The sequence below is a fragment of the Burkholderia sp. Leaf177 genome (assembly GCF_001424345.1).
GTDB lineage: Bacteria > Pseudomonadota > Gammaproteobacteria > Burkholderiales > Burkholderiaceae > Caballeronia.
Map to the genome: position 1 here is coordinate 793415 of NZ_LMPF01000001.1, position 22014 is coordinate 815428.

The 22014-nt window shown below is 58.9% G+C and carries 22 protein-coding genes; 12 read left to right on the forward strand and 10 right to left on the reverse strand.

Annotation, left to right across the window (positions count from 1 at the left end; all coding sequences use genetic code 11):
- Positions 1 to 25 precede the first annotated feature (25 nt).
- Complete coding sequence (locus ASG35_RS03605) at positions 26 to 2443, reverse strand: glucose/quinate/shikimate family membrane-bound PQQ-dependent dehydrogenase (protein ID WP_056352739.1); 2418 nt, start codon at positions 2441 to 2443, stop codon at positions 26 to 28.
- Positions 2444 to 2855: 412 nt separating this feature from the next.
- On the opposite strand from ASG35_RS03605, the gene ASG35_RS03610 reads away from it, so the two are divergent.
- Positions 2856 to 3929 carry an NAD(P)/FAD-dependent oxidoreductase gene (locus ASG35_RS03610; protein ID WP_056352741.1) on the forward strand — a complete coding sequence of 358 codons (1074 nt, stop codon included), beginning with the start codon at positions 2856 to 2858 and terminating at the stop codon, positions 3927 to 3929.
- Between the two features lie 17 nt (positions 3930 to 3946).
- On the opposite strand, the gene ASG35_RS03615 is transcribed toward ASG35_RS03610, so the two are convergent.
- From ASG35_RS03615 to ASG35_RS03655, 9 genes are all read right to left on the reverse strand, one after another.
- Positions 3947 to 4459, reverse strand: a complete 513-nt coding sequence (locus ASG35_RS03615; protein ID WP_235527426.1) for an energy transducer TonB — start codon at positions 4457 to 4459, stop codon at positions 3947 to 3949.
- 162 nt (positions 4460 to 4621) lie between these two features.
- Positions 4622 to 5020, reverse strand: coding sequence for an ExbD/TolR family protein (locus tag ASG35_RS03620; RefSeq protein ID WP_056352746.1), 399 nt, complete (start codon positions 5018 to 5020; stop codon positions 4622 to 4624).
- Positions 5017 to 5622 carry a MotA/TolQ/ExbB proton channel family protein gene (locus ASG35_RS03625; RefSeq protein ID WP_056352748.1) on the reverse strand — a complete coding sequence of 202 codons (606 nt, stop codon included), beginning with the start codon at positions 5620 to 5622 and terminating at the stop codon, positions 5017 to 5019. Before ASG35_RS03625 ends, ASG35_RS03620 begins: the two co-directional genes overlap by 4 nt.
- Before the next feature lie 31 nt (positions 5623 to 5653).
- Positions 5654 to 8008, reverse strand: a complete 2355-nt coding sequence (locus ASG35_RS03630; RefSeq protein ID WP_056352749.1) for a TonB-dependent receptor — start codon at positions 8006 to 8008, stop codon at positions 5654 to 5656.
- A 427-nt stretch (positions 8009 to 8435) separates the two neighbouring features.
- Entirely contained in the window at positions 8436 to 9212 is a 777-nt protein-coding gene (locus tag ASG35_RS03635) for a DUF1223 domain-containing protein (protein ID WP_056352751.1), read from the reverse strand.
- 91 nt (positions 9213 to 9303) lie between these two features.
- Positions 9304 to 9945 (reverse strand): DUF1109 domain-containing protein, encoded by a 642-nt coding sequence (locus ASG35_RS03640; RefSeq protein WP_056352753.1) that lies wholly within the window; start codon positions 9943 to 9945, stop codon positions 9304 to 9306.
- 103 nt (positions 9946 to 10048) lie between these two features.
- Positions 10049 to 10690: a DUF1109 domain-containing protein gene (locus ASG35_RS03645; protein WP_056352755.1), complete on the reverse strand. Its 642-nt coding sequence runs from the start codon at positions 10688 to 10690 to the stop codon at positions 10049 to 10051.
- On the reverse strand, positions 10687 to 11259 hold the full coding sequence (locus ASG35_RS03650) for a sigma-70 family RNA polymerase sigma factor (RefSeq protein WP_056352756.1): 573 nt from the start codon (positions 11257 to 11259) through the stop codon (positions 10687 to 10689). Before ASG35_RS03650 ends, ASG35_RS03645 begins: the two co-directional genes overlap by 4 nt.
- A gap of 118 nt (positions 11260 to 11377) precedes the next feature.
- Positions 11378 to 12085, reverse strand: coding sequence for a glutathione S-transferase family protein (locus ASG35_RS03655; protein WP_056352757.1), 708 nt, complete (start codon positions 12083 to 12085; stop codon positions 11378 to 11380).
- A 415-nt stretch (positions 12086 to 12500) separates the two neighbouring features.
- On the opposite strand from ASG35_RS03655, the gene ASG35_RS03660 reads away from it, so the two are divergent.
- The 11 genes from ASG35_RS03660 to ASG35_RS03710 all read left to right on the forward strand — a co-directional run bounded on the left by ASG35_RS03660 (position 12501) and on the right by ASG35_RS03710 (position 22008).
- The gene (locus ASG35_RS03660) at positions 12501 to 12734 is read left to right on the forward strand and encodes a pentapeptide MXKDX repeat protein (RefSeq protein WP_056352758.1); all 234 of its coding nucleotides are present in this window, start codon (positions 12501 to 12503) and stop codon (positions 12732 to 12734) included.
- Positions 12735 to 13005: 271 nt separating this feature from the next.
- Positions 13006 to 13569, forward strand: a complete 564-nt coding sequence (gene ddpX / locus ASG35_RS03665) for a D-alanyl-D-alanine dipeptidase (protein WP_056352759.1) — start codon at positions 13006 to 13008, stop codon at positions 13567 to 13569.
- Between the two features lie 39 nt (positions 13570 to 13608).
- Positions 13609 to 15216, forward strand: a complete 1608-nt coding sequence (locus ASG35_RS03670) for an ABC transporter substrate-binding protein (protein WP_056352760.1) — start codon at positions 13609 to 13611, stop codon at positions 15214 to 15216.
- 62 nt (positions 15217 to 15278) lie between these two features.
- Positions 15279 to 16289 (forward strand): ABC transporter permease, encoded by a 1011-nt coding sequence (locus ASG35_RS03675; RefSeq protein ID WP_056352974.1) that lies wholly within the window; start codon positions 15279 to 15281, stop codon positions 16287 to 16289.
- A 45-nt stretch (positions 16290 to 16334) separates the two neighbouring features.
- Entirely contained in the window at positions 16335 to 17249 is a 915-nt protein-coding gene (locus ASG35_RS03680) for an ABC transporter permease (protein WP_056352763.1), read from the forward strand.
- Between the two features lies 1 nt (position 17250).
- Positions 17251 to 18111: an ABC transporter ATP-binding protein gene (locus tag ASG35_RS03685; RefSeq protein WP_056352764.1), complete on the forward strand. Its 861-nt coding sequence runs from the start codon at positions 17251 to 17253 to the stop codon at positions 18109 to 18111.
- A complete protein-coding gene (locus ASG35_RS03690) occupies positions 18108 to 18902 on the forward strand; it encodes an ABC transporter ATP-binding protein (protein WP_056352765.1) in 795 nt (264 codons plus the stop codon). Before ASG35_RS03685 ends, ASG35_RS03690 begins: the two co-directional genes overlap by 4 nt.
- A gap of 168 nt (positions 18903 to 19070) precedes the next feature.
- Positions 19071 to 19493, forward strand: coding sequence for a DnaJ family domain-containing protein (locus ASG35_RS03695; protein WP_056352767.1), 423 nt, complete (start codon positions 19071 to 19073; stop codon positions 19491 to 19493).
- Positions 19490 to 20044 carry a tRNA adenosine(34) deaminase TadA gene (gene tadA / locus ASG35_RS03700; RefSeq protein ID WP_056352768.1) on the forward strand — a complete coding sequence of 185 codons (555 nt, stop codon included), beginning with the start codon at positions 19490 to 19492 and terminating at the stop codon, positions 20042 to 20044. Before ASG35_RS03695 ends, tadA begins: the two co-directional genes overlap by 4 nt.
- Positions 20041 to 20967 carry a muramoyltetrapeptide carboxypeptidase gene (gene ldcA / locus ASG35_RS03705; RefSeq protein WP_056352770.1) on the forward strand — a complete coding sequence of 309 codons (927 nt, stop codon included), beginning with the start codon at positions 20041 to 20043 and terminating at the stop codon, positions 20965 to 20967. The genes tadA and ldcA overlap by 4 nt, the downstream gene beginning before the upstream one ends.
- A 282-nt stretch (positions 20968 to 21249) precedes the next feature.
- Positions 21250 to 22008, forward strand: coding sequence for a GntR family transcriptional regulator (locus ASG35_RS03710; RefSeq protein ID WP_082508222.1), 759 nt, complete (start codon positions 21250 to 21252; stop codon positions 22006 to 22008).
- Positions 22009 to 22014 lie beyond the last annotated feature (6 nt).

Here is a 22014-nt window from a genome sequence, read left to right on the forward strand (position 1 = left end):
ACCGGCATCGCGCGTTTTTCACATCTCACTGCTTGTCCGGCAACGCATAAGCCACCACATAATCGCCCAGCTTGGTCCCGAACGACCCATGGCCACCAGCCGCGATGACCACATACTGCTTGCCACCAGCCTCATACGTCATCGGCGTCGCCTGTCCTCCGGCCGGCAGGCGAGCTTCCCAAAGCTGTTCACCGGTATCGGTATTAAAGCCCCGCAAATAATTGTCCGCAGTCGCTCCGATAAAAAACACATGACCTGCCGTCGTGACCGGACCGCCGAGCATCGGCATGCCCATCTTGAACGGAATCGGGATTGGAGATGAATCGCGCGTCGTGCCGATGCGTTTCTTCCAGATCACCTTGTTCGTGCCTAGATCGACGGCCGACACGTAACCCCAAGCCGGCTGTTTGCAAGGCAAGCCCAGCGGCGATAGAAACGGGTTCAGCGTCACACCGAACGGCACGCCGTATTGCGGCTGGATACCGGTCTCGGTGCCCGTGCCACCCCGTGCAGATGCAGTCGGCTCAATCGGATTACCCGGTCCGCGTGCAATGAGCTTCGATACAAACGGCAGCGCGATCGGATTGGCAATGGCGAGGCTGCGGTCGGTATCGATGGCAAGGCCGCCCCATTCGAACATGCCGAGATTTCCCGGAAACACGAGCGTCCCTTGCTCCGAAGGCGGCGTGAACGGCCCTTCATATCGCAGACGATGAAACATCACGCGGCACACGAGTTGATCGAACATCGTTGCGCCCCACATGTCCGCACCGGTCAGGTTCTTCTTCGGCCTGAACGTGAGGTCCGAGAACGGCTGTGTCGGCGATACATGATCGCCCGTCGCCGCGCCTTGCGGCACTGGCTGTTCGGGCGCGGGCACGATCGGCTTGCCGGTGCGGCGATCAAGCACGAAGATATTGCCCGTCTTGGCCGGCGCGTAAATCGCGGGGATGACGTTGCCGCTGCTGTCCTTGATATCCGCGATAGTCGGCTGCGCCGGAAGGTCCATATCCCACAGGTCGTGGTGAACGGTCTGATAGAACCAGGCGAGCTTGCCCGTCGATGCATTCAGCGCAAGCAATCCGCTTGCATAGCGTTCCTGATCGGGCGTGCGATGGCCGCCCCAGATGTCGGGAGTCGTTACGCCCATCGGCAAATAGACGATATCGAGTTGCGGGTCGTAGGCCGCGGGAGCCCATGAGTTCGGCGAGTTCATCGTGTAACTGTGTTGATCGCCGGAGATCGCATTCGGGTCGGGCGCGCCGGGATCGAATGCCCAGAGCAGCTTGCCGGTGTCGACATCGAAACCGCGTATCACGCCTGACGGCTCGCGCGTGCCGTAGTTGTCTGTCACTGCACCCGCGACCACGATGACCTTCGATGTAATCACCGGAGGCGAAGTCGGCTCGTACTGTCCCGGCGTCTTGACCGGTTGCAGATGCTGCAGATCGAGCGAACCGTTATCGGCGAAAGTGAGGCATCGCTGACCGGTGGCGGCATCGAGTTCGAACAGGCGGCCGTCGTTCACGGGGAGGATGATCCGGCGCGCGCACATCGCTTGCGAGGCTGGGCTGTTAGCTTGACGCGCTTGCGAAGCAGCGGCCGTCTCGTGATAGGAAACGCCTCGGCAGGTTACGTGCTGGAAGCTGGGATCGGGCTTGAGGCCGGGATCGAAGCGCCATTTCTCCTTACCTGTCGCTCCGTCCAGCGCAATTGCAATTTGATGCGGTGTGCAGAAATACAGCGTGCCGTCGACCGCGAGCGGCGTCACTTCATTCGTGATTTCGACCGGATCATTGGGGCCCTTCATATCGCCTGTGCGATAAGTCCACGCTTCCTGCAGATCCTTCGTGTTCTTGTTGTTGATCTGCGCAAGCGGCGAATATCGCGTTCCTGCTTGGGTGTTGCCGTAGTTCAGCCAGTCACCCGCGCGGCTGGCTGGCGTTGCCGGGGCTTCGGCAGTTTGCGCCGCCGCCACCGTGCCGTTGATCTCCTGCGGATCGTTGAATGCGGCGTACACGAGCGCGATGCCGGTAAACACGATCGCCGCGGCGAGAGTCAATCCGCCGTTCTTCACGGGCTTTAGAAACAAGCGATAAGTGAACGGAAGCAACAGCCAGATGCCAACGATGACAAGCACATCGACACGCGGCGCCAGTGCCCAAAAATCGAAACCTGCTTCGATAACCGCCCATACCAACGTGCCGAAAAGCAGCAGCGCATAAAGATAGAGCGCCGAGACATTTCTTCGCCAGGTTAAAACCGCAACCGCCAACATGAAGATTCCGGCGACTACGTAGTAGGGCGACCCTCCGATTGCAATCAGCCAGATTCCCATTGCGACGAGATAGATTCCCGACAGCGATAAAAACGCAATCGTCAGCCACTTCACAATGGGAGATGCCGAGGCAGGCGATCGCGGCGGCGAATAGTTCGAGTTCATTTACGCACCTCTGGTTGTCGGCGGTAGCGGCTCATGGCAGACCATGCCATGGAGAATTTACGCGACGGGAAAGGTAATCGGTGGGAGCCACGCATCGTCGGGTCGGCAAGACGCGTCTGCTGCATCTGCAAGCTTTCGTAAAGGTCAAGACCTCAGCTACGCGCGTGAGTGCGACCCTTAACAAACACGCGTGCTGTCGCAAACAACATGCCCGGACAGGTCGAGACTCGAAATTCTCTAGGGTTGACGGGACGTATCAACATAACCACTCGGCGCCCATGTCTAGCAAGACCACGGATATCACGGTCGCCAATAGTGCCTTCATTGCCGGTCGTTCGCCGCTTCTGTATGGTGGTCGTCAGGCGCGACGAATCGATGCGCAGAACAAACAAGCATACCGAAGGAAAAGCGAATGGCTTCCGAAACCGGCACACATACCGATACCCCCATCCGCACCGATGTCCTGATCGTGGGCGCAGGTCCTGTCGGACTTTTTGCGGCTTTCGAGGCAGGCGTTGTCGGCTTGTCGTGCCAGATTGTCGATACGCTCGGTCGTATTGGCGGGCAATGCATCGAGCTGTATCCCGACAAGCCCATCTACGACATCCCCGCGGTTCCATCGTGTACGGCGCGCGAGCTCGTCGACCGGCTGATGGACCAATGCCGACCGTTTAATCCGCCAATCCACCTGAACCAGCGCGTGAATACAGTCGAGCAACGCGACGATGGCCGCTGGACCGCGACAACCAAGCAGGGCCTCGTCTTCGATACCGCCGCCATCATGCTCGCGGCCGGTAACGGCGCCTTCGTGCCGCAGCGTCTCGCGCTGCCCGAAGCCACGCCGCTGGAAGACCAGTTCGTGCACTACAGCGTGCGCGCGCTTTCCGACTTCGCCGGCAAAACCGTCGTGGTCGCAGGCGGCGGCGACTCCGCGCTCGACTGGGCGCTGGCCTTGCGCAAGGTTGCGCGACGGGTCGTGCTGGTGCATCGGCGCAACGGATTCAGCGCGGTGGCATCGAGCGTCGATCAGATGAGACGCGCGGTCGATGCCGACGAGATGGAGTTCATGGTCGGCTCCATCGCGGGGCTGCATATGCTCGACGACAAGCTCGCGTCAATCGAGATCAGGCAGATAGGCGGCACGGCGCAAATTGAAGCCGATCATCTCGTTGTGCTGTACGGTCTCGTCGCGGATCTCGGGCCGATCGCGAAGTGGGGACTTGAGATTGCCGGTGGCCGCGTGAATGTCGATACATCCAATTATGAAAGCACGCGGCCGGGGATTTTCGCGGTAGGCGATATCGCCAATTATCCGAACAAGCAGAAGCTGATTCTCTCGGGATTTCATGAAGCGTCGCTCGCGTTGCGAAAGGCGTTCACCTACGCATATCCCGAGAAAAAGCGCACTCACGTGCATTCGAGCTACGACTCGGGACTCGCCGAGCGGATCGCGTCCGGCGCCGCGCACGACGATAAAACGCCGTAGACGCGAGCGCCATGTCATCAACTGACGTTGAAATGAACGCGAACGTCCTGATGGCTTTCGATCGCGTGGCCGTCCTGCATCGCCGGGAAGAAACGCCATTTTCGCAAGGCGTCCAGAAGCAGCGCGTTCAGGCGTGGATTGGACGTGGGCTTCGACAGCTCGACATCGACGGTACCGTCCGCATGCACATCGAAGCGGGCAATCGCCATGGTTTGATAGGCATCCTCACGAAGATCGTCGGGGAGAAAAGGCATCGGCTGACTGATGACTCGCGCGGCGGAACCTGCGGGTAATGCCGGTTTCTCGTTTTCCGATGACGGCAAGGCTGGCGCAGGTTCATTTGGATGCGGCGGCGTCTCGGTGTTGGGCAGTGAATGTTCAATTACCGGTGAGGGAGTCACGCGCGGGCGGATCGCACGAACGGGCGGAGGATTCGAATGAGAATGAAGCGGCGCGGCGGCGGGTTGGCTGTGGGCTGCTTCGGGATTGGGCTTTGGCAAAGACGGTGGCGCGAGTTCGACCAGACGCATCTCCATCACCTTTTGCTCAGGCGCGGGAATCGTTGCTGATCGTTTCGACAAACGGCTAACGACTAGTGCGAGCAAGACCATCCATGCGGCGATGGCGATCAGCAGCGCAACGCTCAACCTGAAGCGCTGACCATCGAACAGAGTCTTCAAGGCCACGTCCATCTACTCACGATGCACGGCGATCAAAAAATGCTCGGCGCCGCCGCGACGGGCGGCGAGCATCGCCTGAACCACGGCGCCTTGAGCCGCGGCGTCGTCGGCGGCAATCACCACGTTTTTATCGGCCTTGAGCAGCTTCCTTACGCTGCCTTCGACCTGGTTCAATCGAACCGGACTGTGATCGATAAAAATTCCGTTCTTCTGGTCGATGCTCATCGTCAACGGCTCACTTTCGGACATGCGCTCAGCCTGTCCCGATGGCAGGTTGATCTTCACTGCGTCGAGTCGCTGCATCGCGAGGGACGCGAGCATGAAGGTCGCGAGCAGAAAAAACATCACATCGATCATCGGAATGATTTCGATGCGGCCGCGCTTCGATGCTCGTGATCGCCGGAGTTTCATTGGACCTTGCCCGTGCCAGCTAAATCGTTTTCAGCGTGCAGCCGGACGCCGGCGAGACGTTCGTTCGCATAAAGCTCGAGATCGTCTATCAAGCGCTCGAGGCGTCGCGAAAAGTAGTTGAAAGCGAAAAGCGCGAATAACGCAACGATCAACCCGATAGCGGTAGCGACCAGTGATTGCGCAACACCTCCCGTGACCCCACCAGGATTGACGAGTCCGCTGCCGCCGAAAAGCTGGAAGGAATGCATCATTCCCACGATGGTTCCAAGCAGCCCGAGCAAAGGTGCCGCCGTGACGATCGTTTCGAGCACCCAAAACCCGCGGCTCATATCGCGCTCGATGCGCGTGGCGAGGGATTGCGCACGCGTTTCGTACAACCACAACGGCGTACCGGGCTGCATGACGAACGTGGCGTCGAGGCGTCTGAATGCGTGCTGTGCGGGAAGCGTATCGATACGCGTCGATGGCTCGCCTGCAAAGCGCGAAAAAACATAAGCGCGATCGATTGCAATTGCGATCGCGAGTACGGCGAGCAGTGTCAGCGGATAAACAACCCATCCGCCCACTTGCGCAGCGGCGACAATTCCTCCCCAATCCTGCATGATCAAAACCCTTGGTTAGTTATCCGTTGCATCAGAAATTCTTTGTTATACCGGCATATAGCGCAACGTGCGGACCATACTGCGGCGCACCTACACCAATGCCCGAGCCATCGCGTAACTCATACACACGGTTGAACGCGTTAATGAGAAGCAGTCGCCCGTCGAACTTGCCGATGAGCGGCTCCTTGAAGTCGAAATGATGAATCACGCCGAGGTTGACCTGCGTGTACACCGGCAATCGATCCGTGTTGGCGAAACCGCTCCGTAGTCCGCTGCCGACAATGCCATCGAAGGTAAATGTCGTCGTTCCCAACTGATAAGCACCGCCAAACGATGCGGTCACGCGCTGGTCATGATCGAGGAACACGTAATGGCTGCCGATAAACGCGAGTTCATCGGCACCGAAGTTGAACTGCGCCGAGTCGATGTCCTTACCCTGGGCGCGGCTGAACGCCACGTTCATATACGCCGAGACGTTTCCTTGTTTGTAGTTGCCGGTGAATTCGACGCCGTACACGCGTCCATACTGGTAGTTGAACGGAGTGAAAATCAGCGCGGTGCCGAACTGGCCTTCATCGAGCAGATTGGTCGATTTCTTGTAGTACGCATCCACGCCGACGGTGATCGCGGACGTCAGCCGTTGCGTGACGCCGAGATCGAAATAGTGGCTGCGTTCCGGCTGCACGGGATCGTTTTGCGTCGATGTCTGCGCCGTGGTTCCAGCGAACCGGGCGATGTCCGCGCCAGAAACAAGCTCAAACGCCGGCGGCGTGAAGTAGCGCGAATAACCCGCGTGAACGGTGGTTGTCGGCGTCAATGCATACACAAGGCCGACGCGCGGACTAAGCTGACTCGCGCTTACGTACTCGTCCATCTTGTCGTAGCGCAGGCCGTAATTGATCGTGAGTTTGTCGGTGACTTTCCACTCGTCCTGCACGTAGGCACTGTAGAGATAACCCGTCTTGCTGCTCGAATCCGGCACGTTGAAGGGTTGATCGGAGGTCTGGTTGCCGTCTGCATCGGCGGGAAAAACGCTCAGATCATTGTTGAACACCGCGTGTTCCTGTTGAAACGATATACCCGCGCGCAACGTGTGCTTTGCGTTGAGCCGGTAGGTCGTGTCCGCCTGCACGCCGTTCGCGGTGTCGCTGTGAAAATCACTCGCGGCCACGCCGTTGAAAAGCAGATCGCCGACCGGATCAGGATTGAATTTCGTGCGGGAATAACGCGTGAAAAGCGCCACCTGATAGTCCAGTGCGCCGCCGTTCGTGCCTTGCAAAGCGACGACCGCGAACTGATTGAGCTCGGACTGGGTTTCGTTGAGTTTGCTCGAATCGAAGGCGGTGTTGCCGTTCAACGTGAAGTTGGTCGGCAAGCCGGCCGTGTTTGGAATATCGAACTGATTGCTGGTCGTGCCGAACATCAGACTCACGCGCGTGAGCGGATTGATGATGTACGACATGAGCCCGAATGCATCGCCTTGACGCGTGTGATCGTGAATGGCGTTCGCGCTCGATGTCGGATTTTCTATACCCAGGTTGTTCTCGCCAACCGAGCCGCTGAAGTAGTAGCTGAACGGGCCCTTGCTGCCGAATACATCGGCGCTGGTCCTGATGGTTTGATGGCTGCCGCCGAATACATCGATGGACCCGCCGTTACCTTGGTCGCCGTTCTTCGTATGGATATCGACAATGCCGGCCGTCCGGTCACCGTATTGTGCGGGTAAAGCCCCCGTCAACAGATTCAATTGATCGATGATGCGCGTATCGAGCGATTGCCCGAAACCGCTGATCGGTTCCGGGATGATCACGCCGTTGATCCGGTATTGCAGGTTTGCGTGGTCTCCCCGCACGTGCAACTGGCCATACGAATCGCTTGCCACGCCCGGCGCTTGCAGCAGCACCTGATTGAGCGGCGTGTCCTGGCCGGCGGGAAGGGTGTTGATATCACCCTGACTGAATCGATACACACTGCTTCCCGTCTCCGGCAGCAATCCATTGCGCGCCCGGTCGAGTCGCTTGGCGTTGACTTGTACATCGAGCGTGTCGCTCTTTATAATCGATATGGATACCGAAGTATCACGGCCGTCATTTGTGGTCGCTATGCTGCTTCCGCTTGCGTACCCTGGTGCGGCCACGACCACGGCGTAGGTGCCCGAAATGACGTTGTGTACGACGAAATGGCCGCCTTTGTCCGTGCTGGCTGTCCCGGCGGCCGCGCCGCTTGCGCTTTGCAGTACTACGCTGGCGTTCGCGACGGGCTTGCCCGCGCAGTCGATCACAGAGCCGGAAACCGTGCCGGCTGATCCGGCGGCATGAGCGTGAGTCGCCGCCATTTGAGCGAAGAGCAGCAGTGCCGTATGGGCGAAGAGCGTGCGATTTTTCATCGATTATTTTTTTGCTTGAGTGGCGGTGATGTGCGTAACGGGTTAGCTCGATCCGTGTTTTTAGAAGCGCGCAATCGGCTTTAGTACGTGCCAATATGTAATGTTATAACATTCGTAGCGAAGTGTACGAGGACTTTTTGCGTATGAATCGTTCAGAAAGCTATTGGTAAATGTTTTGTCGGGATTGTTCGGCCGTAGGCAAAACCACGTTGTAGACGTCCGTGGTCCTTGGGCCGAGGTGTTGCGCGGCGCGCATTGTTCCGACGCACACGACACGAGATCGCGCACTCTGCGTATCTAGCGCGTTTGCCAACGTATGTAGTTCTTGGTCGCAAGCCAAGGGTGAATGCTGCAGCGGTACGGGTTCGATGATTCTTCTACTGCGTGGCAATAGGAAAAAACCAGCCCAGCTACTCAACAACGAATCTCATTCACCGCACGAAGCGAGCTCAGCCACTTGCAACACTTCGCCACTCGTTCCGCGTTCAACGAACGCAACGACGCCGAAGCGCATGGCATCCGACGCGTAATCGCCGGATAGTTGCGCGTGTCCTCCGGTCAATCGAATCGGCCCGATCCATTGACGTACTACGCGATCGTGATGCAGCGTTGCGCCATTGTTTTCTCCGCCTTTGACCGCGCTGACGAGCTGGTTTTCATACACGGCGGCGTAGGCGACGGCGTCATCGGGAAGACTTTTGCGCGCTGCGAATGATGCATTGAAGGCGATGTGGCCAGGCGCTGATGGACGGCCATCGATATGAATATCGGCGAGCGGCGTTTCACTGTTCAGCTGCTGAATACGCGATTCGAAACTTGCGTTGCTGGACCAGCTGCGCAGCTCGTTTCCGCCGACAAAAACTTCCGGCGTGTACACGACGTGTCCTCCACCATTCGATGTCAGTTGCTGCTGGCGTGTCGTGAATGCTGCTTGCGCAAAACGGTCTTTCCACGCCCAGTTGTCCCAGTAGTCCACGTGCAACGCGAGCGGGACAATGGTGCTTGTCTTGCGCGCGTGATCGAGCGCGCTTAGCCAGTTATCGGCGGGCGGGCAGCTGTTGCAGCCTTCGCTCGTATAAAGTTCGACGAGCGCCGCGCGATGAGCCGGGCTCGATGCGCTGCACATATTGATCGATGCAGCATTGGCGGTCGCGGCGCATAGCGAGACCAGAACCGAGGCAAACCAAAAAGACAGAGCGCGCATCGCGGCCTCCACAGAAATAGGACAGATGAAACCTAATTCGGCTTTGGCGTGAGACGGGTTACATCGCGAACAATAAAAGCGCGATGCGCACCTACCATCGCAGGAAACGCGGTCCCAGAACGCCGCCAACCATTGTCGGCGCCATCATCCCGAGCACGTACCAGACGCCCCAGAACGGAACTGTCATTTCCACGCAGTAGAGCGTGTACACGAGCACCGCTTGTGCGCCGCTGAGCAGGCCGGCGGCAGCGCCGGCGATCACCGGACGCGTCGGCGCGAGTCCCTTCATGGCCCAGAACACCGCGATAAACGTTGGTATCGACAAGACCGAAATGTTCAACGCGCAGACCTGCCACGTGCTGCCGAGCACGAGTTTAAGCCGCAGCGCAGGGGGCGCAGCGACGATCACGGCTAGCGCCACTACCCATATCAATACGAGCGGCGCGGCGAGCGTGATCCATGCGAAGGTCGTGCCGGCGCCGGGACGTGACAGCCGCATCGCGATGAAGAGAGACGCGCCGACGACCGCCAGAGGGAACGCGACCTTCAGCCAGAAGAGCGGCGTAGTGAGCATTTGCGGCATGTCACCGCGTACGCCGTAAAGGGCAACGACCAGGCACGCAGCGCCACTCAAGCCGAAAAATAGCGCCGCTGCAAATCGTCGTGCAACAACATAGGGATGGGTTGGAACGATGCCGGTGGCAAGCATCGATACAAACTCGCTGGTTTTCATGGCCACTCCGCTGACAGGAACCTTTTAGCGCCGAGCGCATGATTTCTATTCGGTTCTGTCAGCGCGAGGGTTACGCTCGTTCGCGAATTAATTCAGCGGTATTTCACCAACGCAGGAAACGCGGCCCAAGCAACGCACCGATCAGCGTGGCGAGCGTCATGCCGAGCAGGTACCAGACTGCCCAGAACGCCACGCTCATTTCGGGGCAATGCAGGCAATAAGCCATCGTCGCGATGGTTCCCGCCAGCATGCCGCCGGCGGCGCCCGCGAGACGCAAGCGCGTGGGCGCAAGTCCGCGAATCGCCCAGAACACGGCGACAAAGGCCGGCACCGAAAGCAGCACGATATTGAACGGGCAAGAGCGCCACGTGGTGCCCATCACGAGCGGAATGCGGGCATCGGGAGAGGCGAGGCAAAGGACGGCGACCGCAGCGCTCCACACCACGATGACAGGCACAGCCGGCGCTGCCCAGAAGGCGCCGATCCGTGTTCCCGGGCGCGACAAGCGCGCCGCCAGAAACAGTGCGCACGCTGCAAGCGTCGCGGGGAATGCGAAGCGCGCCCAAAAGAGCGGCGTGCGCGATACCACCGCGATGTCGTGCCGCAAGCCATAAACCACCAGCATGAGCACGAACGAACCAACGCCGCCGAGCAGCAACGCGCGCGCGAACCGGCGCCGGGACAGGCCGGTATCGGCGGGAGTGACGCCCGTCGAAAGAAGCGAAATCAGGTCCTCGGTCTTCATGCGTTGCCTCGAATCTTTGCGGCCAGCGCTTTCAATCCACGGTGAATGCCTACTTTGATAGCCGACTCCGACATGCCGGTGAGCGTCGCGGTCTCGGTCACCGAAAGCCCTTGCAGTTTTACATGGACGATCGGCAAGCGGTGACGGTCCGGCAACTGCTCGAGTAATTTGCCGATATCGCGTTTGGCGTCGGCGGGTTCTTCGTCGGAGGTCGCGAAGATATCGAGCGTCTCGTCCAACGGATCATTCAGCGCTTCGCGGCGCGATCGTGCGCGGAAAAAATCCATCAGCTTGTAGCGCGCGATCGCGTGCACCCACGCGGTCAGCGGTTCGTCTGGCCGATACGTATGGCGGCTGTTGTGTACCGCGAGCAGGATTTCCTGCACGACGTCCTCGATATCGTCCTGAAGGTAATAAATACGCTTTCTCAGGAAACCCCGCAGGTGGGCGGTCAGATCGTCGAGAAACGCGCGATACGCAGCCGCGTCGCCATCCAGGCCACGCACGAACAGCGCCCGGAGCCTTTCCTCGACTCCGGACACACCACCACCTTGTGTTATTCGCTTCATCGCGGCATTGGGTTACAGCGCGCTTCAAATAAAAAAGCGGCAGGGCGTCGAAGGCCTGCCGAACGCGAAACGTGCGGATTGTGCCGCATCATATCGCTGCTGTCGATGCCGCAAACGCTCAGCGCATGGCGTCCGGATAGTTCGACGGAAACAGCGCCCGGCGTGCCTGTTCATCGAGTTCGCGCTTGAATGTCAGGTCGCGGCCAACGGCGCGTGCGCGCGCAACCGCTGGCCGAGCGCTTATGGCATCGAAGAAACGGCGCAGGTTCGGGAACGCCGCAAGTGGGTCCGCTTCGCCCGGCAAGACTCGCGGCGCGCGTTCGAGCCATCCCCACGCGGACATATCGACGATCGAATAGTCCTGGCCGACGATGTATTCGCGGCCGGCCAGATGTTCGTCGAGCACTTGGTAATGCCGCTCGATTTCTCTCCTATAGCGATTGATCGCGTAAGGCAGCTTTTCGGGCGCTGCATGCTGGAAATGCACTGCCTGACCCGAAAACGGACCGATACCGGAGCTGATGAAAAACAGCCAGGAAAGCAGTTCCGGCCGGTCTGCAGGTGTCCCCGCGAAGCGCCCGGTCTTCTCGGCGAGATACAGCAGGATCGCGCTGGAGTCGAAGACCCGCGCCTCCGTGCCGTTAGGGCCGTCCGTGTCCACGATTGCCGGAACTTTGCCGTTCGGGTTGATGCTACGGAACGCGGGCAGATGCTGTTCGCCTTTGCTGGTATCGACGGGGATGAGCTCGTAATCGAGACCTGATTCTTCCAGAAACAAAGCGACCTTGGCGGGATTCGGCGTGGGGTGAAAGTAGAAGCGGATCATGGCGTCCTGGGATTGAAGGGTTCGATTCAGGGTATCCGATGGAATCCGCGATGGCAATCGCGCGCCGTACGGCGTTTGCTTACGTTCTCATCACAGCAAAGCCCGCCAAGAAAAAAAAGCGTTTTGCTGTAACCGGCAGTCAATCCCCGACGAATTAACTTGGAACACGCATCGTCTAGCCCGATGCCAGGTATCTGATGAAGATCAGGATGCCTACCCAATCCGGCTAGAAGAATTCTACTTACATCATGGAGATTTTTATCGTCAATCACATTCCCTGACGGTTAACAAGTCGATCAAGGCTACAACTGATTCGCAGGTTCCTGATTCTCATGAATGCACCTTGTGCATTGCAGCGTCAGGCGCTTTTATTTATCCGGCGCGACCGGTCACTTTTAGATGAGAAGAGGATGATATGAAACTGTTTATCACGGCAGCACTCGCAGCAACACTCGCCATGGGCGGTTCAATGGCATTTGCCCAGGCAAGCGATGCAATGGCCCACGATTCAATGGCAAAGGATTCGATGTCGAAAGACGCGATGCCCAAGGACTCCATGAAGAAGGATTCAATGAAAAAGGGCGACAAGATGAAAAAGCACGATGCAATGGGCATGGGCCATCCCGCATCCGGCGCCATGGCGCAGTAATTCCTCGCTGTTTAGAAAGCGATTCAAGGCTTCCGCTGAATCGCTTTCGATCGAATCTTTTCCGCAAGCCAGATCCCGGCTCTTCGCAGAGTTGCAACAGCGGATTTTTGGCGAGGTTTAATCAGGTCTTGGCGTTGTCCAGGACGGTCAAAACCTGGGCGCAAGCTTTGACGCCGAGTGTGGCGAGTCTGCACATTCGCCCCCAAACCCTTCATTTTGATAAACAATAACGGCACCGCACGTTTTCGTGAGCTTCGAACCCACCTCGCCGATGCCCGATCACCGTTTGTTGAAAATCACTCCCGAGACACATGGCGTAGCCATCGACCTGGTCTACGCTACCAACCGCAATCTCACCGGCAAGCCAATCTACAAGGCGGCACATTGCCTGTTGCTAAGCCCCGCAGAAGCCGCGTTGAGAAAGGCTGTAGAGCTTGCCGCCAACATTGGCATGACGCTCAAGATCTTCGATGCCTACCGGCCCCCGCAAGCACAGCAAGTGCTCTGGGACTTTCTGCCTGACCCTACCTATATTGCAGATCTGAAGCGCGGCTCGAACCACAGCCGCGGGACGGCGGTCGACCTCACGCTCGTCGGCGCCGATGGTCGCGATCTGGACATGGGCACCGGTTTCGATGAAATGTCGGTCGCATCCGAACACTTCCACGCCGGGCTGCCCGAGCATGTGCAACGCAACCGCACGCTCTTGCTCGGTGTGATGCACGGCGCGGGTTTCACGCACATTCCCAGCGAGTGGTGGCATTACGAATTGCCCGGCTCGCGCGAACTTCCGGTTATCGATAATGCAGACAGTGGCCCGTCGCGTCTGATGTAAAAAGGCACGGCAAGGACGATCAACTTTCACGGAGCGAGTATGAAACGTGTTTTGCGCAACGCGCTGGCGGCCATTGCGGTGGCATCGACCTTGACGGTGAGCCTTGGCGGCATGAGTTCCGCCAACGCGGCCACGCCGAAGGACATGCTGGTGATGGCTACACTGCTCGATGAATTCACCACGCTCGATCCAGGCGAGATCTACGAACTGGTGCCGCAGGAATACGTCGCGAATACTTACGACCGCCTGATTCGTGTCGATCTGAAAGATCCGGCGCGTTTCAATGGCGATGTCGCGCAATCGTGGGCCGTGAGTTCCGACGGCCTGACGTTCACGTTCAAGATTCGCTCCGGCCTCAAGTTCCACTCGGGCAATCCGCTCACTGCCGACGACGTCGCGTGGTCGATCCAGCGCACCGCATTGCTCGACAAAGGCGCGGCGGCCGTGCTCGCGGGCATCGGCCTGACGAAAGCGAACGCGCTGCAGAACGTGAAGAAGATCGACGAGACGACCGTCTCCATCACGACCGACCAGAAGTACGCGCCGACCTTCGTGCTGAACGTGCTGGGATCGTGGCCTGCGTCCGTACTGGATAGGAAGCTGCTCGAATCGCATGCAAAGGGCAACGATTTCGGCAACGAATGGCTAAAGACAAACGAGGCGGGATCGGGCGCGTACAAGCTCGTGAAGTGGACGGCGAACGACAGCATCGTGCTGCAGCGTTTCGATGGTTATCGCGTGCCGCTTGCCATGAAACGCATTGTGATGCGCCATGTGCCGGAAGCATCGAGCCAGCGGCTGATGATCGAAAATGGCGACATAGATGTAGCGCGCGACCTGAGCTCGGACGACCTGGCCACGCTTACGAAGAAGGGCACGATTCACGTTACGTCCGTTCCGCAAGCCACGCTGATGTATCTCGGGCTGAACAACAAGAATCCGAATCTTGCCAAGCCTGAGGTTCAGGAAGCCATGAAATGGCTTATCGATTACAACGGCATTCAGCACAACATCGTGCGGACAACGTACAAAGTCCACGAGGCGTTTCTGCCTGAAGGTTTTCTCGGTGCGCTGAACACGAACCCCTATCACCAGGATGTCGCGAAGGCGAAAGCGTTGCTGGCGAAAGCCGGCGTCCCGGATGGCTTCACGGTAAAAATGGACGTGCGCAACGACTCGCCTTACGGCGAAATCGCGCAGGCAGTGCAGGCGAATCTGGCGCAGGCGGGCATCAAGGTCGAGTTGATTTCGAGCGACAACAAGCAGACGCTCGGCAAATATCGCGCGCGTCAGCATGATATTTATATCGGGGAATGGTCGGCCGATTACATCGATCCACATAGCAACGCGCAAGGTTTTGCGTGGAACCCGGATAACTCCGACAACTCCAGTTTCAAGATGCTTGCATGGCGTAATTCGTGGGACATTCCGCAATTGACGAAAGAGACGCAGGCAGCGCTCGAAGAATCATCGACCGCAAAACGCGCGCAACGCTACGAGGTAATGCAGAAGGAAGTCCTCGCCAAGTCGCCGTTCGTAATCATGTTCCAAAAAGTCTCGCAGGTCGCAGCCCGGCCCGGCGTGACAGGACTTGAAGTCGGGCCGATCTTCGACCTCGTCTCGTATCGCGACCTGAAGAAGCAGTAAGCGTGGATCTGCAACTCACTCTCACCCAGCGTGCGCGCCGCGCGCTTGCCGGTCATGCCGGCGTGCGGCGAGGATGGTTGCTCGTGCGCTGGTTGTTGATGCTGGCGGTCACGTTCACAGGCTTGCTCGGGGTGACGTTTTTTATCGGGCGGAAGATCCCGATCGATCCGTTGCTCGCCATGCTCGGCGAACGCGCTTCGGCGCAAGCCTATGCAGCAGCGCGTCTTTCACTCGGGCTCGACAAGCCCTTGATCGTGCAATTCGCCATCTACGTGCGCGACGTACTGCATGGCAATCTTGGCATGTCGTTGCTGACATCGAATCCGGTTGTCGATGACATCAAGCGCGTCTTCCCCGCCACGCTCGAACTCGCTACCATTTCAACGTTCATGGGCATCGTGATCGGCGTGCCGCTCGGCGTCGCGGCCGCTGTGCGTCATAACCGCTGGATCGATCACGTGGCGCGTTTCATCGGATTAGCAGGCAGTTCATTGCCGGTGTTCTGGCTTGCATTGATGGGCTTGCTCCTGTTTTATGCGAAGCTTCATTGGGTGTCGGGACCGGGCCGTATCGATCCGCTTTACGACGGTATGGTCGATACACGCACCGGAAGCCTGCTGATCGATTCGATCATTGCGGGCGAGTGGGATGTGTTCAAGAACGCGCTCTCGCATATTGTTTTGCCGGCGGCGATTCTCGCGTTTTATTCCATCGCTTACCTGAGTCGCATGACGCGCTCGTTCATGCTTGAACAGTTGAGTCAGGAATACATCGTGACGGCGCGCGCGATGGGTCTGAGTGAACGGCGGGTGATCTGGCGTCATGCATTCGGGAATATTGCGGTGCCGCTTCTTACGGTGATCGCGCTCGCGTATAGCTATTTGCTCGAAGGTTCGGTGCTGACGGAGATCGTGTTCGCGTGGCCGGGTATCGGTTCGTATTTGACCGGCGCGTTGCTCAACGCGGACATGAACGCCGTGCTCGGCAGCACGCTCGTGATCGGCGCGACGTTCATCACGCTCAACTTGCTGACGGACGCGCTGTACAAGGTATTCGATCCACGTGCCCGATGACTGCCAAAGGTTCATGACGTGCTTCCATCCAGTGATTCCACCCGAATGACAAAACCGCGCAAGGAGTGGCAAGCCTGGCTCTTGACCGACACGCCCGCATCTCGCCAGCAAGCGTCGCTCGGGTTGGCCTACAGGCGATGGCGCCGGTTTGCGAGCAATCCGCTGAGCATATTCGGGTTATCGATTTTGCTCGTGCTGATCGTGTTTGCAGCAATCGGTCCGTGGCTTCCCTTGCATGATCCGTTGCGCCAAGTGCTGGGTGACCGCTTGCTGCCGCCCGGTTCGCCGTCGCATTTGTTCGGCACCGATCAACTCGGCCGCGACATACTTGCGCGTCTTGTTATCGGTTCGCGACTGACCTTGAGCATTGCCATTCTTGTTGTGGTACTGGTTGTGCCGGTAGGTTTGCTGATTGGCACGACGGCGGGTTTTTGCGGCGGTTTCATCGATACCATCCTGATGCGGCTTACTGACATAGCGCTGGCGTTCCCGAAGATCGTGCTGGCGCTCGCGTTCGCGGCCGCGCTCGGGCCGGGTGTGATCAACGCGGTGATCGCGATATCGATTACTGCCTGGCCGCCATATGCACGTCTCGCGCGCGCCGAAACGCTGCGGCTCGTGCAAGCGGATTTCATCCACGTGGCGCGCCTGCAAGGGGCGTCGTCCATGCGGATCTTGTTGCGGTATATCGTGCCCATGTGTTCGTCGTCGGTGATCGTGCGCGCGACGCTCGACATGGCGGGCATCATCCTGACCGTCGCGGGCCTTGGTTTCCTTGGACTCGGCGCGCAGCCGCCGAGTCCGGAATGGGGTTTCATGGTTGCTTCGGGGCGCGGCGTGTTGCTCGACGCATGGTGGGTCGCGACCATCCCGGGCATCGCGATTCTGCTGGTCAGCCTCGCATTCAACCTGCTAGGCGATGGCCTGCGCGATGTCTTCGATCCGCGTCAGGGAGGCTGACATGCACGCCGATAACCTCTGCCGAATCGATAACCTGCGCATCGCATTCGAAGCTCACGACGGCACGCTGACCGAAGCCGTGCGGGGCATTTCGCTGACGCTTGCAAAGGGCGAGCGCCTTGGTATTGTCGGCGAATCGGGGTCGGGTAAATCGCTGACGGGTCGCGCGTTGCTTGGTCTTTTGCCAACGTCCGCGCAATGGTCAGCCGACGCCATGCAGCTCGACAATCACGATCTGCTTGCCATGCATCCGAAAGAGCGGCGTCGTCTGTGCGGCACGCAGATGAGCATGATTCTGCAGGACCCGAAATATTCGCTCAATCCCGTGATGACCGTCGCGCAGCAAATGCGGGAGGCGTTCGGTCGGCAGTCGCCGAGGTCGAATGCGAAAGCAATGCGCGAACGTATTATCGAGGCGCTTGCAGCCGTGCATATCCGCGAGCCTCAACGCGTTGCCGATTCGTATCCGCACGAGCTTTCGGGCGGCATGGGCCAGCGCGTGATGATCGCGATGATGGTTTCGTCGGGACCAAAGTTGCTGATCGCCGATGAACCCACCAGCGCGCTCGACGTCCTCGTGTCCATGCAGGTTCTGTCGGTGCTCGACGAGATGATCGCGAAGCACGACACTGGCCTGATCTTCATCAGCCACGACTTGCCGCTCGTGATGTCGTTTTGCGATCGCGTCATGGTGATGGTCGGCGGTCGTGTGGTCGAGACGTGCGCGGCGCGCGATCTCGCGAATGCGCAGCATCCGTACACGCGCGCCTTGCTCGCGGCGAGCCCGCCATTGCGCAATCCGCCGGATCAGTTGCCGGTCTTGCAACGCGACGCCGCATGGTTCGCCGAGGCCCCCCGATGATCGATGCAAACGGGGTACAGGTCCGCTTCAAAACCAAAACCGGTTTTGCCGATGCCGTGCGCTCCGCAACATTTCATGTGGACGAGGGCGAAGTCTTCGGACTAGTTGGTGAGTCGGGATCGGGCAAATCGACGGTGCTACGCGCGCTGACGGGACTTGTTCCCATCGCCAATGGTTCAATGCAGATCGGCCAACATGTCCTCGGCGCACGCGTTGATCGCGCGTTCCGGCGCGAAGTGCAGATGGTGTTTCAAGACCCGTACGGTTCGCTCTATCCGCGCTTTACCGTCGATCAGACTTTGCGGGAACCGCTGTCCATCAACGGGATGGATCGTCACGACGAACGCATCCTCGACGCGTTGCGGGAAGTCGGCCTCGGTCCAGCATTTCGCTTTCGATACGCGCATCAACTCTCAGGCGGGCAGCGACAACGCGTGGCGATTGCACGCGCGTTGATCGTGGAGCCGCGCGTGCTTCTCCTCGATGAACCCACGTCCGCGCTCGACGTCTCAGTGCAGGCGGAAATCTTGAATTTGCTGCGGCGGCTTCATCGCGAACGCAATCTCACGATGATCCTTGTCAGTCACAACATGGCGGTGGTCGGATTCTTGTGCCAGAGAGTCGCAGTGATGCGCGACGGAGAAATTGTCGAGCAACTTCCTGTTGAAGCCGTGCGCGAGCAAGACGTGACACACGAATACACGCGCCGCCTGTTACGCGCCACGCAGGGTTATACGCGCAAGACGGACGATTCAGCCTGGCACGAATCGCCTGATAGAATAGGAGATTAGCTGGTGGCATCCCCGAAGCGCACGACGCCGGGATCGCCTGCGCGGCTATGCACGCGGCCGGCTTTTCCCCCGCTACCGCGAAGCGTAACCCTCAAAAAGTGACAGTCTGGCTTGATCCGTTTGATCGAATAATTTTCGCAAATCGGGTCGCCAACACCCAATACGCCGATGAAACTGCTAGATGCCCTGGTCGAACAGCGAATTTCGGCCGCAGCCGCACGCGGTGAGTTCGATAATCTGCCGGGCGCGGGCGAGCCCCTCGAATTCGACGACGACGCCCTGGTGCCCGAAGAAGTCCGCGTCGCCAATCGCATCATGAAAAACGCGGGTTTTGTGCCACCCGCTGTCGAACACCTGCGCGCGCTGCGCGATCTTCAAAACGAAGCAGGCATGGCGGAAGATCCGGCCACGCGCCTGAAGCTGCAAGCCAAGATGCTTGCGCTCGACATGGCGCTCGAATCGCTGCGTGGCAACTGTAGTGTGATGCCGCTGGAATATCGGCGGCGCATAGCGGAGCGTTTGTCCGAGCGCTGGTCGGAGCAGGAAAAGATCGCTGACGCCGATAAGCTCGATCAGGCCACGCAGAAGTGACAGCCGTGTCCGAAGCCGCATTCTCCGAGGAACGTGACCGCCGGTTCATGGCGCTTGCACAGGCCGCGGCGGACAAAGCACGCGAGTTGGGCGAGGTGCCGGTGGGCGCGGTGCTGGTGCGCGGCGACGAAGTCATCTCGACCGGATTCAATCATCCTATTGGTGGTCACGATCCGTCGGCGCATGCGGAAATGGCCGCTTTGCGCGCTGCTTCAGTTGCGCTCGAAAATTACCGATTGCCTGGTTGCGAGCTGTTCGTCACGCTCGAACCCTGCATCATGTGCGCCGGCGCGATCATGCATGCCCGCATTGCCCGCGTGGTGTTCGGCGCGCACGATCCGAAAACCGGTGCGTGCGGCAGCGTTGTCGATGCCTTCGCCATCGGCAACCTGAACCATCACACAACTGTTACCGGCGGCGTGCTCGGCGACGAATGCGCCAGCGCGTTGCGCAGTTTTTTCGCCGATCGCCGGCGCGAAACCAAAGCTGCGCGCGATGCCCGCAACGCCGCCATTCCTGATCCCGCCGATCCACTTTTACCTCGCCCATGAACGTTCGCGCACGCACCATCGATCTCGTTGCTCCTTCTGGTTATCCGGCTCTGGAACCTGTTGAACGCGCGATCGTGCGTCTGCAAGAGCAGGGGCATACGCTGGAAAATGCAGATTCTGCCTGGCGCCGGTATCAACGGTTTGGCGGCACGGATAGCGAGCGTGCATCGGATATCAACCGGCTTGCCGATCCATCGCGAGCTCTGCCTGAGATCGTGCTGGCGGTGAGGGGCGGCTACGGTGCATCGCGCATTCTTCACGGCCTCGACTACGACGGCTTGCAACGCCGCTTGCGGGACAAGCCCGTTGTCATGGTCGGTCATAGCGACTTCACGGCCATCCAGCTCGCGCTGTTTGCGCGCGCCGGCATCAAGACATTCGGCGGTCCGATGCTCACCGCGGATTTTGGTGCAGAAGAGCTGAGCGCATTCACGATGGATCACTTCTGGGAAGCGATCACGAAGCCATCGTTCACGGTGCAAAGCAACGTCCCTCAAGCGCAATCCGCTAATGTCACCGGCATGCTCTGGGGCGGCAATCTCGCGATGATCGCCTCGCTGATCGGCACGCCGTACATGCCGCCTGTGGAAGGCGGAATCCTGTTTATCGAGGACGTCAACGAACATCCGTTTCGTGTTGAACGGATGATTTACCAGCTTTATTTGTCGGGGATTCTTGCGCGTCAGCACGCTCTCGTTCTGGGGCAGTTCACCAGCGCGAAACTCTCGGAATACGACAACGGCTACACGTTCGAAACAATGGTCGAGCAGGTTCGATCGCTGGTCGGAATTCCGGTCGTGACGGGGTTGCAGTTCGGGCATGTGCCGGATTTGCTGACGTTGCCGTTCGGCGCGACAGCACATCTGGTTGCGACGCCGCGCGGTTTCAGTATCAAACTTTCCGATTATCCGTACTTGACTTGAGAACGATTGAAGGTCGGTCCAAAGGCGCCTAAGGGGCGCCTTTTTTGTATCCACGCACTGAGATCAAGCAGAAATGCACGAGTTTCGTGCGATAAATTGTCGACAAAAAATTGAGCGATCGCCGTTAGGGATTTACCTTAGAATCTCTTCTGAGGCTTTATTTAAAAGGGTTTCGCTAGGTGTCCAGCGCTCATAAAACCCCGGCGCACCGAAAATTCGCCAGAAATTGTTGACAGTTTTTATGTTCGTCATAAGATGCATCACATACAGGCGAACGCGATCATGTCCGAAGCGAAACTGAAAGATTTATCGAAGGTAAGCGTCATCGGCAATGCAATTCCCGCTGCTGCTGCAACGGCCGAGTCGATCGCGGCGAACATTCGCGACGCGATCCTCGAGCATCGTCTGGCGCCGACGGCCAAGCTGACAGAAGCGCAGTTGTGCGAAGTATTCGATGTAAAGCGCGGAACAGTGCGTCAAGCGCTGGCGCAACTTGCAAGCGAGCGTCTCGTGGATCTCGAGCCGAACCGCGGTGCATTCGTCGCGAGTCCGTCGGTTCAAGAGGTGCATGAAGTGTTCGAGATGCGGCGCATCGTGGAAATGGCGGTGGTCGAACGCATTTGCAGCGGGCACGGAACGCGTCGCTTGAAATCGATCAGCGCAACGATCGGACGTGAACGCAAAGCTTATGAAAGCCGCGACTTTTCGTCGTGGATAAGGTTGTCTGGCGAGTTCCACAAAGAGCTCGCGCAGCTTACCGGCAACACTGTCTTATGCGAATGCTTGTCGGGGCTCGTGGCGCGCTCCACGCTGATATCGGCGTTATATGAATCGCTTGGCCGCAGCTCCTGCAGCTTCGAGGATCACGAGGAAATACTCGCTGCAATCGATGCCGGCGATGCTCCAAAAGCCGCCGATCTGATGGCGCGCCATTTGCAGGATGTGGAAATGAAAATGCTCGACCGACCCGCTCGTGGCGCGGTCGATCTGCACGAAGTCTTTGCCCGACCGAAGGCCGCCGGGCGCGAGAAAAGCGCTTGAGCAATG